Origin of the sequence: Arboricoccus pini (assembly GCF_900187945.1) — a bacterium.
GTDB classification, from domain to species: Bacteria; Pseudomonadota; Alphaproteobacteria; order Geminicoccales; family Geminicoccaceae; genus Arboricoccus; species Arboricoccus pini.
On sequence record NZ_FYEH01000001.1, the window covers coordinates 41,134 to 55,329 of the forward strand.

The window sequence follows — 14,196 nt, forward strand, 5'->3', positions numbered from 1 at the left end:
CCCTGGCTCGAATCGCTATAGAGTTGTTTTCAGGAGAAGGCCGCCTCGTGCGGCCTGACGGGCGCGGCCTTCCAATGAAGGGGTCATCCGGTCGGGCGATCGCCCGGCCGGTGCGTCTAGGCACTCTATGGGAGGATTTGGGTGATGGGCGGGCTGAATGCGCGTATCGGCGAAGTGACGGAGCGGATCGCGCGCCGCAGCCAGGAAAGCCGCGCCCGCTATCTTGAGCGGATCATGCAGGCGCGAACGCGGGGGCCGCAGCGGGCGAGGCTCGATTGCGGTAATCTCGCCCATGCCTTCGCCGCCTGCGATGCGCATGACAAAGACGGCCTCAAGGGCGACGTCTTGGCCAATATCGGCATCGTCACCTCCTATAACGACATGCTGAGCGCGCACGAGCCCTACCGCGCCTATCCCGATCTCATCAAGGCGGCGGTCCGCGAGGCAGGGGCGATCGCCCAGGTAGCGGGCGGCGTGCCCGCCATGTGCGATGGCGTCACCCAGGGGCAGGCCGGGATGGAGCTGTCGCTCTTCTCGCGCGACGTGATCGCCATGGCGGCTGCGATAGCTCTCAGTCACGACGTCTTCGACGGCGCGCTTTTCCTTGGCATCTGCGACAAGATCGTGCCGGGCCTGGTCGTGGCAGCCCTCAGCTTTGGCCACCTGCCGGCGATCTTTGTGCCGGCCGGGCCCATGCCATCGGGCATTCCCAACGAACAGAAGGCCAAGGTCAGGAAGCTCTTCGCCGAGGGCAAGGTGAGCCGTGCTGAGCTGCTTGAGAGCGAGGCTGCCTCCTACCACACAGCCGGCACCTGCACCTTCTACGGTACCGCCAATTCCAACCAGATGCTCATGGAGATCATGGGCCTGCATCTGCCGGGCGCCTCATTCGTCAATCCCGGCACGGAGCTGCGCGAGGCCCTGACCCGCGCCGCCGCCAAGCGGGTGACCGCGATCACCGCCGAGGGCAATGATTATACGCCGGTGGGCGAGATCGTCGACGAGCGGGCCATCGTGAACGGCGTAGTGGGCCTGCATGCCACGGGCGGGTCGACGAACCACACGATGCATCTGATCGCCATGGCGGCGGCCGCTGGCATCAAGCTCACCTGGGACGACATGGCCGACCTCTCCGAAGTCGTGCCCCTCCTCACGCGGGTCTATCCCAATGGGCTGGCGGACGTGAATCGCTTTCACGAGGTAGGCGGCATGGCCTATCTGATCGGCCAGCTCCTGGATGCGGGCCTGTTGCACAGGGACGTACGGACGGTGGCCGGCGAGGGAGGCCTCGATCTCTACCGCAAGGTGCCTGTCCTGGGGGCCGCTGGCCTCACCTGGCAAGCCGGACCCAGTCACTCGGCCGACCCCACCGTGCTGGCATCCGTGCAAAATGCCTTCAGCGCCAATGGCGGCCTCAAGCTGCTCCAGGGCAATCTCGGCCGAGCGGTCATGAAGATCTCGGCCGTCAAGCCCGACAAGCGCGTCGTCGAGGCGCCGGTCCGGGTCTTTGCCGACCAGGATGCTGCCCAGGCGGCATTCCAGGCGGGCGATCTCGACCGCGATGTCGTCGTCGTCGTCCGCTTTCAAGGACCCAAGGCTAACGGCATGCCCGAACTGCACAAGCTGACGCCGGGCCTCTCCGTCCTGCAGGATAAGGGCTTCAAGGTGGCACTCGTGACCGACGGGCGCATGTCCGGCGCCTCGGGCAAGGTCCCGGCGGCGATCCATCTCACGCCCGAAGCCCTGGATGGTGGCCCCATCGCTCGTCTTCGGGACGGCGACGTCGTCCGTGTGGATGGCGAAGCGGGTGTCATCCAGGTTCAGGTGGAGCAGGCGAGCTTTGCCGCAAGAACGCCGGCAGATGCGGATCTCGCCGCCGCTCATAAAGGCGTGGGGCGCGAGCTCTTCTCAGGCTTCCGCTCGCTGGTCAGTGCGGCCGACCAAGGGGCGTCGGTCTTTGCCTGACCTTCGCCGCCTTGCGGCTGCGGTCGTCGTGCTGGCTCTGGCCTCTCCCGTTGCCCGGGCGGGCTCTTCCTGCGACGAGCGCATGCGTGCCCTGGTGGACCAGCTGGATGCCGGCCGGATGAACGGCGTTACCAGCCAGGTGCCGGGCCTGGCTGAGGCAATCGCCTCGATCAAGTCCGATTGCAGCCCCGAGGTCACCACCTCCGCGCAGGATCTTTTAGCCAAGCAGCAGGCACTGGCGGATAAGCAACAGGCATTCCAGGCTGCCAGGGCTTCCGGCAATTCGATGCAGGAGGCAAGGGCGCAACAAGATCTCATTCAGGCCCAGACCGACCTCGCGGAGGCGACCTCGCGCCTGAAACGCTAGGGGGCTGCCAGATATTCGCGATCCCTTGCTGACGACGCAGGAGCAAACCCGTTAGGTTCGATTTTGCGCTAACTGCAGGAGGTCGCATGGCCGATACCGATCTTTGCTTCATGCCCGCGACGGTCGCCGCCGCCAAGATCGCGCAAAAGGAGCTCTCACCCGTCGAGCTCATGGATGCGGTGCTGACGCGAGCCGAAGCTTTAAATCCCAAGCTGAATGCGCTTTGCGTCGAGGATTTCGACGCGGCGCGGGACGCCGCCCGCCAGGCCGAGGCATCCGTGGCGGCGGGCGAAGGTCTGGGATCGCTGCATGGTATCCCGGTGACGATCAAGGACCTGACGACGATGCAGGGCCTGCCCTTCGTCGCCGGTTCGAACATCTTCAAGGATCGGGTCGGAGAGGCCGATGCACCGCTGGTCGAGCGGCTGAAATCGGCCGGCGCTATCGTGATCGGCAAGACGACGACGCCCGAGGCCGGATGGAAGGGATGCGGCGACAGCCCGGCCCACGGCGCCACGCATAATCCCTGGCGCCACGGGTTCAATCCCGGCGGCTCCAGTGCCGGTGCCGCAGCCTGCGCCGCTGCTGGCATCGGCCCCTTGCACCAAGGTTCCGACGGCGCGGGCTCGATTCGCATGCCAGCCGCCTTCTGTGGTGTCTTCGGCATCAAGCCGACCTTCGGCCGCGTGCCGAACTGGCCGATCTCCAATCTGCACCAGATGGCGCATAACGGCCCGATCACCCGCACCGTCGCCGACGGGGCCTTGATGCTGCAGGTGATGGCCGGTGCCCATCCGCGCGACATGATGACCTTGGACAGCCCGGCCGAGGACTACGTGGCCGCCCTCGATGAAGGCATCAAGGGCCTCAAGATCGGCTATTCGCGCAATCTCGGCTATCTGCGGGTCGATCCGGAGGTCGCCGACGCGGTCGAGGCGGCGGTTCCCGCGCTGGTGGAGGCCGGTGCCGTCGTCGAGGAGGTGGATCGGCTCTGGCCGGAAGACCCCTTTGATCCCATGGAGCGCGTGTTCTGGTGCAGTGCCATTGGCGGCCGGGTCGGGCGCTATCTCGACAGCTACGCCGATCGCATGGATGCGGGGCTGGTCGCCTGCGCCGTCGAGGGCCTGCGCTTCTCCACGCGCGAGATCATGGATGCATGGGATCGCCGCATCGCGCTCTTCGATGCCCAGCGCGCCTTTTTCGAGCGCTTCGATCTCCTGGTCACGCCAAGCCTCTCGGTCGCGGCCTTCCCGGTCAATCGCCTGATGCCCGAGCATTGGGAGCAGCATGAGTGGGACTGGATCCGCTGGGCGGGATTCTCCTATCCCTTCAATCTGACCTGGAATCCGGCCGCCAGTGTGCCTTGCGGTTTCACGCCGGACAAGCTGCCGGTCGGCTTGCAGATCGTCGGTCCCCGCTTTGCCGACGGCCTGGTCTTGCGCGCCGCCCGAGCCTTCGAGACCGTCCGGCCCTGGGCAGGCGAGCGCCCGCCTCTCTAGCCGTTCATCATTAGTCAAGGAGTTACGCCATGGATCCGAAGACGACGGCGGTCGTGCTCATAGAGTACCAGAATGATTTCGTCAGCGAGGGGGGCGCCTTGCATGCCGCCGTCGCCGGCGTGATGGAAAAGACCAACATGCTGGCCAATACGCTCGCGACGGTCGAGGCGGCCCGCGAGGCCGGGGCGACGATCGTCCTCGTGCCGATCACTTTCGCGCCTGATTATCACGAGATCAGCGCCTCGCCCTATGGGATCCTCAAGGGCGTCGTTGACAGCAACGCGTTCAAGAAGGGCAGTTGGGGTGCCGAGATCGTTGACGCGCTCAAGCCCAAGGATGAGGACATCCTGATCGAGGGAAAGCGCGGCCTTTGCGGCTTTGCCAGCACCAACCTCGATTTCGTCCTGCGCGCCCGAGGAATCCGGACGATCGCTCTCGGCGGCTTCCTTACCAATTGCTGCGTCGAATCGACGATGCGTACCGCCTACGAGAAAGGCTACGAGGTCGTCACGCTGACCGACTGCACGGCTGCCCTCTCCGAGGAGGAGCAGAGGCTCTCGGTCGAAAAGAACTATCCCATGTTCTCAAGGCCGTTGACGCACGATGCCTTCCTGACGGAACTGAACGGCGGTGCCTCGGGCGGCCAGACGCGCGGCTACGCCGCCTGATCCTGCCGGCCAGTGCCGCCTTCGCCAGGCCGGGATCGAGTAGGCATCCTAGAAGGTCAGCCTGAGAGTGGCCTTGAAGGCGTTCTGGCGCGCGTCGGCGGCGATCTGGCCGTTATAGAGGATCCCCAGCGTGGCCGACCCCGAGAGTGCCACATCGATGCCGGTTTCGATGAGGGTGCTGTCCTTGGCGATTGCCACGCCTTCAACATCGAAGGCCTGGCCGGCCGAGAAGGACTGGGCAGCCTTTGACGTGGTGTCGCCAAAGGCATGCCGCCAGCCGAGCGAGCCTCTCAAGGTGGTCGCCAGACCGCCCAGATCGAGCGTGCTGGCGGCACGAAGGCCGAGCGTGGTCAGGGTGGTTCCCATCGTCCGCCCCTTCTCATGCAGCGCGGCCTCGCCGCCATCTTCCGTGAAGCCGTTGGTATGCAGGCTCACATAGGCAAGATTGGTGAATGGCTCGATCGAGACGGCCGGCAGGTCGACGCGATAGCCAAGATCGCCGAAGGCTTGCTAGGTGCCGGCGCGATAATCGCCATCCAGGTGTTCCCGCAGCCCGGGCAGCGAGACCCGCCGCCCGCTGTCGATATCGTGCAGGCTGTAGGCAAGGCCGGTGCGCAAGCCCAGCGCTCCCAGCTGCGTGCCGCCATAGAGCCCAAGATGGTAATTCTCGCTCTTGGCCGACGCGGACGGGTCCGGCGCATTGAGGTTGGTGTGGCTGTAGCCGCCGAGCACGCCCAGGCGCCAGTGCTCAAAGACGGTGGTATCGGCACCCAGCAGGAAGCCGCTCGTCGCCTGATTGAGCCGTCCCGCATTGCCGTCATTGCTGAATGAGCCCCAGCCGCCAAAGACGTGACCCCATGTGGCGAGGTCAGGTGAATCGGCAGGTGCTGCCGCGGCGCCGTTCGTATCAGGGGCCATGACCGGTATGGCCGTAGCGGCGACGCCGCCGAAGGCGCCGCGCACGCGATTGATCGCCGCCTCGCGTACGAAGCGGCTATCCTCGATCAGCGCTGCCTTTGTCGACGCATGGATCTCGCCCGTGACCTGGTTGAAGCTCCGGCTGATCACATTATCGTCGTTCGGCAGCCGGACGATGGCATCGTAGACCATATGGCCGGCGCCCATGCCGATGCTGTCGATCGCGGCCGCAGCGGCCCGCTGGTTCGGCGTCTGACCGCGCGAGGTAAAATCGACCTCGTTGCGTGACAGTTGCAATCCGACAGTGCCCTCTGCGTAATCGTAGAGCAGATTGGGCGTGAGGAAGGCGTAGTTCGACGAGACGCCGGCGAACGTGCCGGTCAGTTGGCCGTCGGCCGCCAGGATGGTGGTAACGGCGTACAACTGCGCGTTGCTTATCGTCCCGAGTTGAAAGACCATGCCCCCTTTCAGGGTGGCGTCGCCTGTGACATGGACGAAATCGACAGCGTTCGGGGAGAAGCCGACCTCGTAGCGTGCGCCGGGCTCAACGACGAGATCGCCATCCACGGTAAGCGTGCCCTCCGAGGTGCCGCTCATTGGCGCGCCGCCCGGCGCCAGCGTGCCGCCGGAAGCCACTGTAAGTGTCGAGCCGGCACCCGACCCGACCGTCCCGAGACCGCCCAGCGTCGCGTCGTCGAGGACCGTTATCGAGCCTCCCAGTCGTGTGCTGGCATTCGCCAGGCTCGAGCCCACGACGAGGCTGCCGGCCTCGATCCTGCTCATGCCGTTGAATGTCGGGCTGTTGCCATCATAGGCCAGCGTGCCCGGCCCCGCCTTGACGAGTTCACCCTGGCCGGAGATCGTGCCCGAATAGGCAGCATCCTGGGTCTGGTCGAGCACGAAGATGCCGGCCGGGCCGATCGCGGCATTGCCCGCAAAGCGCTCGGCCGAGCTCGTCAGCGTGCCCGCCTGGACGTCCCAGTCGAGCGCTGAGGTGCCGGTCAGCGTCAGGTTGCCCGTGCCCTGCTTGACCATGGTGCCGGCCGTGCCGTCGAGCGGGTCGACACTGCCGGCGAAATCGGCATCGGCGCTCTGGTCGAAGATGACCGTCCCGGCATTGGCGATATTGCCGGAGATCGACGCACTATTGCCGACCAGCGTGCCCGCCTGAACCAGCGTGTCGCCATAGGCGTCGGCTCCGGTCAGCACCAGCGTGCCGGGTCCCAGCTTCGTCAGGTCCCCAGACCCCGTGATGGGGCCAGCCAGCGTCGCGCTGCCGCCCGCGTCGGTGATGTCGAAGGCGCCTCCGCCAGCATCGAGGACAACGGGCCGCGTCGTCGATCCATAGTCGCTGCCCGTGATCTGCAAGGTACCGCCAGCCAGGCTCAATCCGGCTCCCGGTTGGCCGAGGCTGACATCCTGCGAGACGGACAAGACACCGCCATCGATCGCCGTCCCGCCCGTATAGCTCTTGGGGCCCTCCAGAACGAGTGTGCCCGTGCCCACCTTCACCAGCCTGTCACCGAAGCCGTCGGCGATGTCGCTGGCAATCGTAGCGCTGACATTGGCATCGACGTTGACAATGCCGCCATTGGCCGTGCCGATCGCAAGGGTGCCATCCTGGAGGCGATAGCCGGAAGTCGAGAATTGAAGCGTGTCGAAATAAGGGTCGTCCCGCACGCTTACCGTCCCCGCCTGGCCGCTGAAGACGGCCACGGAGTTCGCCCAGCCGGCATTGCCGCTGCCATCCGCGCTCGTCCAGTTCGTGCCGAACCCCTGCCAGACCCCGTCACCTCCGTCGACCGTGCCGTTCGCGGTTGCGGTCGAGCCGTCCCAGAACTGCACCCTTTGACCTGTCCCGAGGACCAAGAGGTTGACCTGACCCGGGATGTTGTACCGCACGGCGTAGTTGACCGGCGTGAAGCCCGCATCGGTCGAGACGATGGATTCACTGGCAAAGCCGCTCCCTGGTGCCAGCGTGCCATAGTCAAACAACCGGTAATAGCCGGCCGCCGCGACTCGAGCTTCCAGCGCGCCGGCGACGGTAAGCTTTCCGCCCACCTCGACGAGGTCGTTACCGGCGACCCCGGTTCCACCGACGACGCCCGGGCTGTTGAATTCGAAAAGGGAGGTGGAGCCGGGCGAGAGCGTCAGGTCATGGGTAAAGGTCAGCGTTCCTGGGCTGTTGCCGGCTGAAAGCCGTCCATCGATCGTGACCTCTCCCGTCAACGTGCCCGAGCCACCGAGTGTGCCGCCCCGCTGGACGCTGACATCGCCGCCCAGCGTGCCGGCGCCGCTCGAATCGCCCACCAGCAAGGTGCCATTCGAAACAATGGTGCCGCCAGTGTGCGATGCCGTCCCCGAGAAAGTGAGGGTTCCGCCGGCCAGCACGAGGGTGAGACGGCCCGTTCCGCCATCGTTGATCGTTCCCGAAAACGTGTCCGCGCCGATCGTCGTCGAATCGACGGTCAAGATGGCATCGTCCGTATCACCGTTGGTGATCAGGCCGCTGCCTCTGCTTTCGCTCGTGATGCCGCCGACGGTCGTCATGTGGCCGCCCAGACTGAGCGTGCCGCCAACGCCACCCAGCTGATTGTCGAAGTGAAGATGGGCAGCTCCGGTCAACGCATTGTCGGCAAAGACGTTAACCTTGCTGTTTTCGAGGAGATATTGGTTTCCGCCCGCAACCGAGGCCGCGACCTGGGCATTGAGGCTGCTATTCCCGTGAAAAGACTGCGTCCCGGCGATAATCGCGTTGGCCGCCGCAGCGTTGAACGCACTCGAGTAATCGAAACTTTGCATCCCGCCGTTGACGGCAGTGGCGGCATTGGCATTGAGCGCGCTCGAACCGATGAAGCTTTGTGTGCCCCCAGCGATGGCGTTGGATGCCTGGGCATTGAGCGCGCTGGTGCCCTCGAAACTCTGCGTGCCGCCTGCGACCGCAGCAGCGGCATTGGCGTTGAGCGCGCTCGAACCGATGAAGCTTTGTGTGCCCCCGGTGATGGCGTTGGATGCCTGGGCATTGAGCGCGCTGGTGCCGTCGAATTTCTGCGTGCCGCCTGCGACCGCAGCAGCGGCATTGGCGTTGAGCGCGCTCGAACCGATGAAGCTTTGTGTGCCCCCGGTGATGGCGTTGGATGCCTGGGCATTGAGCGCGCTGGTGCCGTCGAATTTCTGCGTGCCGCCTGCGACCGCAGCAGCGGCATTGGCGTTGAGCGCGCTCGAACCGACGAAGCTTTGTGTGCCCCCAGCGATGGCGTTGGATGCCTGGGCATTGAGCGCGCTGATGCCCTCGAAACTCTGCGTGCCGCCTACGACCGCAGCAGCGGCATTGGCGTTGAGCGCGCTCGGACCGGCTTTGGTGTTGCGCGTGCTGACGACGCCGAATTTCTGCGTGCCGCCTGCGACCGCAGCAGCGGCATTGGCGTTGAGTACGCTGTTGCCACTAAAGATTTGATTGCCAGCGGCGATCGCGCCTCCTGATGCAACGAGTTGGCTGTTATCGTAGAACAGTTGGTAGCCCCCATGTAACGCAGCCGAACCGGTGGCGTTCAATTTAGAGGAACCCTGGAAAAACTGCGCGCCGCCACTGATGGCGTTTGCGGAGGCGTTCAGCGCGCTACCGCCATCGAAGGTCTGGTTGCCACCGCTGATGGCGTTGTCCGCTGTAGCGTTCAGCTGCGCGTTGCCATAGTAGAATGAATTTCCGGCATTCAGGGCGTTGGCAGTCAGCGCGTTGAGTGTGCTGTCGCCATAGAATTGCTGCTGGGTCGTGGCTGTGGTGGCGAAGCCCGACCGAATATTGAAGACGCTGTAATCGTAAAAGCGAAGCTGGGTGCCGTCGGCTAGGCTGGTACTGTCGATGGCGCCGACGACGGTCGCGTTTAGTGTGCTATAATTATAAAAATATATGTGGGCTTTGCCGCTCACCGTATTGGCGCTGTTGGCGTTGAGTGTGCTTCTTTCTTTAAACTCATATTTACCAGAAGAGAACGGTCCGGTCGACGTCGTTGTACCGGTAAAAGTGTTCTGAGCGAGCGCCTGCGATGCCACGATTGCCGGCATCGCCGGGAGGATCAACAGAGCTTTGAAGCCGCGCCGCCTGCCTGCCCATATCGCGATCATTTCGTCGCTTTCCCTGCATCCTTTCGCCCGATCATAAAAATCTAGCTGAAACTTGCAGTTGATGCGGGATAAACGATTTGGTTGGATTTAAAATCTTTTTGGGTGATGCCGCGGCGCAATAGCGGCTATGCGGTCAAGCGCGGCCGGCCCCGCTGCTCCAGCCGCCGTCGTGATCCGGTCCGGCCGCGTCGGCGCCAGCCGACTTTCCAGGCTCGCGCGTCGGCGCCAGCCGACTTTCTAGGCTTTGAGGAGGTCGGCCAGGCTGAGCGCCATGACGAGCGTCGCCTTTCTCAGATCGTCGAGCGGCAGGCGCTCGTCCGCCCTATGGGCGTTGGCCTCTTCTATGGTGCGGGGGCCGGCGCCATAGAGGACGATGGGCACGCCCGCCTCGGCATAGTGGCGGGCATCGGTATAAAGGGGCACGCCCTTGGCGCGAATTTCCTCGCCCATCACCGCCGTGGCGCGCTTCTCGATCGCTTTGGCCAGTCGGTCGCTGCCTTTGATCGGTGTCAGCGGCCGCGCCAGGAGAATGCGCCTGACCGCGACCGTGGCAAGGGGATGGCTGGCTGCTGCCCGCTCGATGAGCTGGCGCAATCCCGCCTCGACCTCCTCGGGAGTTTCCTCCGGGATCATGCGCCGGTCGAGCCGCATCGTAACCCGATCCGGTACGACGTTGGTATTGATGCCACCCTCGATCAGGCCGATCGTCAGTTGCGGCGAGCCGATGCCGGCAAGAGCCGATTCCTTCAGCGCGAGGCCGCCGCGATAGTCGTAGAGCGCCTGCATGATGGGAACGGCAGCCTCCAGGGCGTCGATCCCTGTCATGGGCAGGGCCGCATGGGCCGACTTGCCGCGCACCTCGATCTCCAGATGCAGGCAGCCGTTATGCGCGGTGACCACGGCATAGCTGAAGCCAGCGGCGATCGCATAGTCGGGCTTGCTCAAGCCCTCCCGCAGGAGGAGGAGCGGGCCGATCTCGCCGCCCGTTTCCTCGTCATAGGTCAGATGCAGCTCGATGCTTCCCTTGAAGACCGCGCCCGCCTCGGCTGCGACCGTCAGGGCTTTGAGCGCATAGGCATAGGAGGCGATATCCGACTTGGAGACCGCGGCACCCCGGCCATACATCCAGCCGTCCTCGACCACGGCGCCATAAGGATCCTTGGTCCAGCCCTCGCCCGGACCCACCACGTCGCCGTGTGCGTTGAGAGCGATCACCGGCCCTTCGCCGAACCTGTGGCGGACGATAAGATTGGTGGCGGAGATCATGCCATGTGCCTGGCACAGCGCCGGCGCCACGGGATGCCGCTCGACTTCAAAGCCCATCGCTTCCAGCAGGCGGGCGGTCCGCTCCGCATGCGGGGCGCAGTCGCCGGGCGGATTGTCCGAGGGTGTTTTGACCAGCTCGGCAAGGAATTCGACCTCGGCATGCTCGACGCTGGCCAGATAGTCGCTGATGGCGATTTCAGCCGTTTCTGTCATGATGATCCTTGAAGCGGATGATGACGTCTTGAAGGGCCAGGGTCGCAAGCTCGGCATCCGCGACCGTCATGCTCTCGGCAGGATGATGGCTGATGCCATTCTTGCAGCGGACGAAGAGCATGGCGATAGGGGCGATGGCCGAAATCGCCATGCCGTCATGCCCGGCCCCGCTCGGTAGCCGGAAGGGCCGCACGCCCAACTGCTCGACAGTGGCGGCAAGCATGTCCTGCAGCCAGGGCGCGCAGGGCGCCGCAGGTGCCTCGTGCGTCACCTGCACGCCCAGCCGGACCCCTCTGGCATCGGCGATGGCGCGACATGCCTCCTCGATCCGCAATCTTGCCTCATTCCTGATGGCATCCCTGGCGCTGCGGACGTCCAGCGAAAAGCGGACCAGCCCCGGCACCGTGTTGACCGCGCCCGGCAGCACCTGGGCCTGGCCGACCGTCGCCACCAGATCCGGCGTTTCCCTGGCGATCGCCTCGATTTCGAGGATCATGGCGGCCGAAGCCGTCAGCGCGTCCCTGCGCATCGCCATGGGCACGGTGCCGGCGTGCGCCGCGTCGCCGTTTACCGTGAAGACCAGCCTCGAAGCGCCGGCGATGGCGGTGACGATGCCGACCGGCAGACCTTCGGCCTGAAGTATCGGACCCTGCTCGATATGCGCCTCGATATAAGCCAGGATCTCGCCCGGCTGCCGGGCCGCGTCTCGAAACCGTTCAGGTGCGCCGCCAAAGCGGGCAAGGGCTTCTGCAATGGGCACCCCCTGGCTGTCGACGAGATCCAGGACCGCCGCGTCAAGGGTGCCGGCAAAGGCGCGGCTGCCTGTCAGCGTGGCAGGAAAACGCACGCCCTCCTCGTCGCCGAACGCAACGACTTCCAGGGCGATGGGCCCCGCCATGATGGTTTCCCGGCAGGCAGCGGCCGCCTCGATGGCGGCAACGACGCCGAAATTGCCATCATACTTGCCGGCATTGCGCACCGTATCGATGTGGGAGCCCAGGACCAGGGCCGGCAAGCCCGGCCTGAAGCCCTCGATGCGGCCCACGACATTGCCGACCGGGTCGATATGGGCGGCGAGGCCTGCCTCCTCCATCCAGGAGAGGACAAGCTTTGCCGCCGCCCGATGGGCGGGGCTCAAATAGAGCCTTGTCAGGGCTCCAGGCTCGTCGCTGCAGCCGGCCAGGGTCTCCAGCCGGTCCATGACATGGACGCCGGGGGTCAAGGGAGGATGTCCTTGAGCCGCAGAAGGGCGATCCGTTCGACCTCGTCGCAGGCGATCTCGAATTCGTCCTCCGGCGTATTGGCGGCCCGATCCTCGAAAATGCTCAAGATCTGGTTCCGAGTCTTGCCCCTGACGGCGATGATGAAGGGAAAGCCGAAGCGGCGAGTGTAATAGTCGTTGAGTTGAGCAAAGCGCGTCAACTCCTTGGGCGTACAGGCATCGAGGCCGGCGTCGGCCTGCTCGGCCGCCGAATGCGCCGTGAGCCCGCCCAGGAGGGCAAGCCGGCCAGCCAGGTCCGGGTGCGACCTTAGAACCTGCATGCGGCGCTCGGGCGAGACGCTGCGAAAGGCGCCGCAAAGTGCCCGATGCACGCCAAGGGCCGTGTGCGCATCCGTCACCAGGCCACGATCCCAGGCCGCTTCGGCCACCCAGGGGCTGTGTTCGAAAACGTGGCCGACCTTTGCCAGGAACTCCTCCTTCGTGAGCTGGGATGCCTGGGAGGTCATGCCCCTGTTCCTTGTTCGCGATAGGGATGCCGTTCGCGCCAATGGCGCGCGATATCCACGCGGCGGCAGAACCAGACCCCTTCGTGGCGACGCGCATAGTCGATGAATCGCCGAAGACCCGGCAGGCGGCCCGGCTTGCCGATGATCCGGCAATGCAGCCCGATCGACATCATGCGCGGCATCTCGGCACTCTCGGCATAGAGCGTGTCGAACGTATCCTTAAGGTACGTTTCGAACTGGCGTGCCGTGGAAAATCCCTGGAGCGCCATGAAGCGCATATCGTTCACGTCCAGCGTATAGGGCACGATGAGTTCCGGCCGGCCATCGACCAGTTCCCAGTGCGGCAGGTCGTCGTCATAGGAATCGGCATCATAGAGAAAGCCGCCATATTCGGCGACGAGGCGGCGCGTATTCGGGCTGGTCCGGCCGGTATACCAGCCAAGCGGCCGCTGGCCGGCCAGTTCCGTGAGGATGCCCATCGCCTTTGCGATATGTTGGCGCTCGATGTCGATCGGGACATCCTGGTAGTTGATCCAGCGATAACCGTGGCTGGCGATCTCGTGACCGGCCCGCACCATGGCTCGGATCACCTCGGGATGGCGCTCGGCCGCCATGGCGACCGCATAGATCGTAAGTGGGATGCCCATTTTGTCGAACAGTTCGAGGATGCGCCAGACCCCGACCCTGGCGCCGTAATCGTAGAGGCTCTCCATCGAGATATGCCGGGCGCCATGGACCGGCTGAGCGCCGATCATCTCGGAGAGGAAGGTCTCGGAGGCAGGGTCGCCGTGCAGGACGCTGTTCTCGCCTCCCTCCTCGTAATTGAGGACGAACTGCACGGCCAGCCTCGCACCTCCAGGCCAGCCGGCCTGCGGCGGCTTTGGGCCATAGCCGATCAGATCGCGGGGATAGGTCTGCAACGCCATTTTCTTCCAGGCTGCCGCACCAAGCGGCGCAATTTCAGGTTCAATCGGTCAACTGAGAAATCGCTCCCGTCACCGCGTCGTTTGGCGCCGCGTGACTTCGCGCTAAAAGAGTTCCAGCGATGATCATGCCAAGGTGACGAGACCATGCCGCACGGCGTCGGACGGTTGACCACTCATGTCCTGGACACGACGCACGGGCGGCCCGCCGCCGGGGTTGATATTAGACTTTTCCGCATCGAGGGCGAGCAAGCATCGTTGCTCTTGAACGTCCAGACCAACGCCGATGGGCGTTGCGAGCGGCCGCTCCTCGAAGGCGTCGCGCTGGCAGCCGGCATCTACGAACTGCGCTTTGCCGTGGGCGCCTATTTCGCGCGCACAGGAAGCGTGCTCAGTGCGCACCCGTTCCTCGACGAGGTGCCGGTGCGTTTTTGCATCGCCGATGCCGACGAACATTATCACGTGCCGCTTTTGATCAGCCCCTACGCCTATTCGACCTATCGCGGCAGCTAGCGGGCAAGCGC

9 protein-coding genes and 1 pseudogene are annotated in these 14,196 nt (G+C 64.8%); 5 read left to right on the top strand and 5 right to left on the bottom strand.

What is annotated here, in order from left to right:
• The first annotated feature begins 144 nt into the window (after positions 1-144).
• From edd to CFB17_RS00190, 4 genes are all read left to right on the top strand, one after another.
• Entirely contained in the window at positions 145-1,965 is a 1,821-nt protein-coding gene (edd, locus tag CFB17_RS00175; protein ID WP_088559383.1) for a phosphogluconate dehydratase, read from the top strand.
• Complete coding sequence (locus CFB17_RS00180; RefSeq protein WP_165769337.1) at positions 1,958-2,332, top strand: DUF1090 family protein; 375 nt, start codon at positions 1,958-1,960, stop codon at positions 2,330-2,332. Before edd ends, CFB17_RS00180 begins: the two co-directional genes overlap by 8 nt.
• A gap of 86 nt (positions 2,333-2,418) precedes the next feature.
• Positions 2,419-3,831, top strand: a complete 1,413-nt coding sequence (locus tag CFB17_RS00185) for an amidase (RefSeq protein ID WP_088559385.1) — start codon at positions 2,419-2,421, stop codon at positions 3,829-3,831.
• 29 nt (positions 3,832-3,860) lie between these two features.
• Complete coding sequence (locus CFB17_RS00190; RefSeq protein WP_088559386.1) at positions 3,861-4,499, top strand: cysteine hydrolase; 639 nt, start codon at positions 3,861-3,863, stop codon at positions 4,497-4,499.
• 48 nt (positions 4,500-4,547) lie between these two features.
• On the opposite strand, the pseudogene CFB17_RS19415 reads toward CFB17_RS00190, so the two are convergent.
• The 5 genes and pseudogenes from CFB17_RS19415 to puuE form a co-directional block, all read right to left on the bottom strand.
• Positions 4,548-9,542 (bottom strand): annotated as a pseudogene (locus CFB17_RS19415) (autotransporter domain-containing protein).
• 237 nt (positions 9,543-9,779) lie between these two features.
• The gene (locus CFB17_RS00200; protein WP_207761872.1) at positions 9,780-11,021 is read right to left on the bottom strand and encodes an ArgE/DapE family deacylase; all 1,242 of its coding nucleotides are present in this window, start codon (positions 11,019-11,021) and stop codon (positions 9,780-9,782) included.
• Complete coding sequence (locus CFB17_RS00205; RefSeq protein ID WP_243389646.1) at positions 11,005-12,243, bottom strand: allantoate amidohydrolase; 1,239 nt, start codon at positions 12,241-12,243, stop codon at positions 11,005-11,007. Before CFB17_RS00205 ends, CFB17_RS00200 begins: the two co-directional genes overlap by 17 nt.
• Complete coding sequence (gene uraD, locus CFB17_RS00210) at positions 12,240-12,749, bottom strand: 2-oxo-4-hydroxy-4-carboxy-5-ureidoimidazoline decarboxylase (RefSeq protein ID WP_088559387.1); 510 nt, start codon at positions 12,747-12,749, stop codon at positions 12,240-12,242. The genes CFB17_RS00205 and uraD overlap by 4 nt, the downstream gene beginning before the upstream one ends.
• A complete protein-coding gene (gene puuE, locus CFB17_RS00215; RefSeq protein WP_088559388.1) occupies positions 12,746-13,675 on the bottom strand; it encodes an allantoinase PuuE in 930 nt (309 codons plus the stop codon). The genes uraD and puuE overlap by 4 nt, the downstream gene beginning before the upstream one ends.
• A gap of 144 nt (positions 13,676-13,819) precedes the next feature.
• Between puuE and uraH the strand changes: the two genes are divergently transcribed.
• Positions 13,820-14,185 carry a hydroxyisourate hydrolase gene (uraH, locus tag CFB17_RS00220; RefSeq protein WP_088559389.1) on the top strand — a complete coding sequence of 122 codons (366 nt, stop codon included), beginning with the start codon at positions 13,820-13,822 and terminating at the stop codon, positions 14,183-14,185.
• Positions 14,186-14,196: the final 11 nt, after the last annotated feature.

Coding starts and splice junctions, on each gene's coding strand:
- edd (WP_088559383.1), top strand. CDS start 145: ATGGGCGGGCTGAATGCGCGTATCGGCGAAGTGACGGAGCGGATCGCG.
- CFB17_RS00185 (WP_088559385.1), top strand. CDS start 2,419: ATGGCCGATACCGATCTTTGCTTCATGCCCGCGACGGTCGCCGCCGCC.
- CFB17_RS00190 (WP_088559386.1), top strand. CDS start 3,861: ATGGATCCGAAGACGACGGCGGTCGTGCTCATAGAGTACCAGAATGAT.
- CFB17_RS00200 (WP_207761872.1), bottom strand. CDS start 11,021: ATGACAGAAACGGCTGAAATCGCCATCAGCGACTATCTGGCCAGCGTC.
- uraD (WP_088559387.1), bottom strand. CDS start 12,749: ATGACCTCCCAGGCATCCCAGCTCACGAAGGAGGAGTTCCTGGCAAAG.
- puuE (WP_088559388.1), bottom strand. CDS start 13,675: ATGGCGTTGCAGACCTATCCCCGCGATCTGATCGGCTATGGCCCAAAG.
- uraH (WP_088559389.1), top strand. CDS start 13,820: ATGCCGCACGGCGTCGGACGGTTGACCACTCATGTCCTGGACACGACG.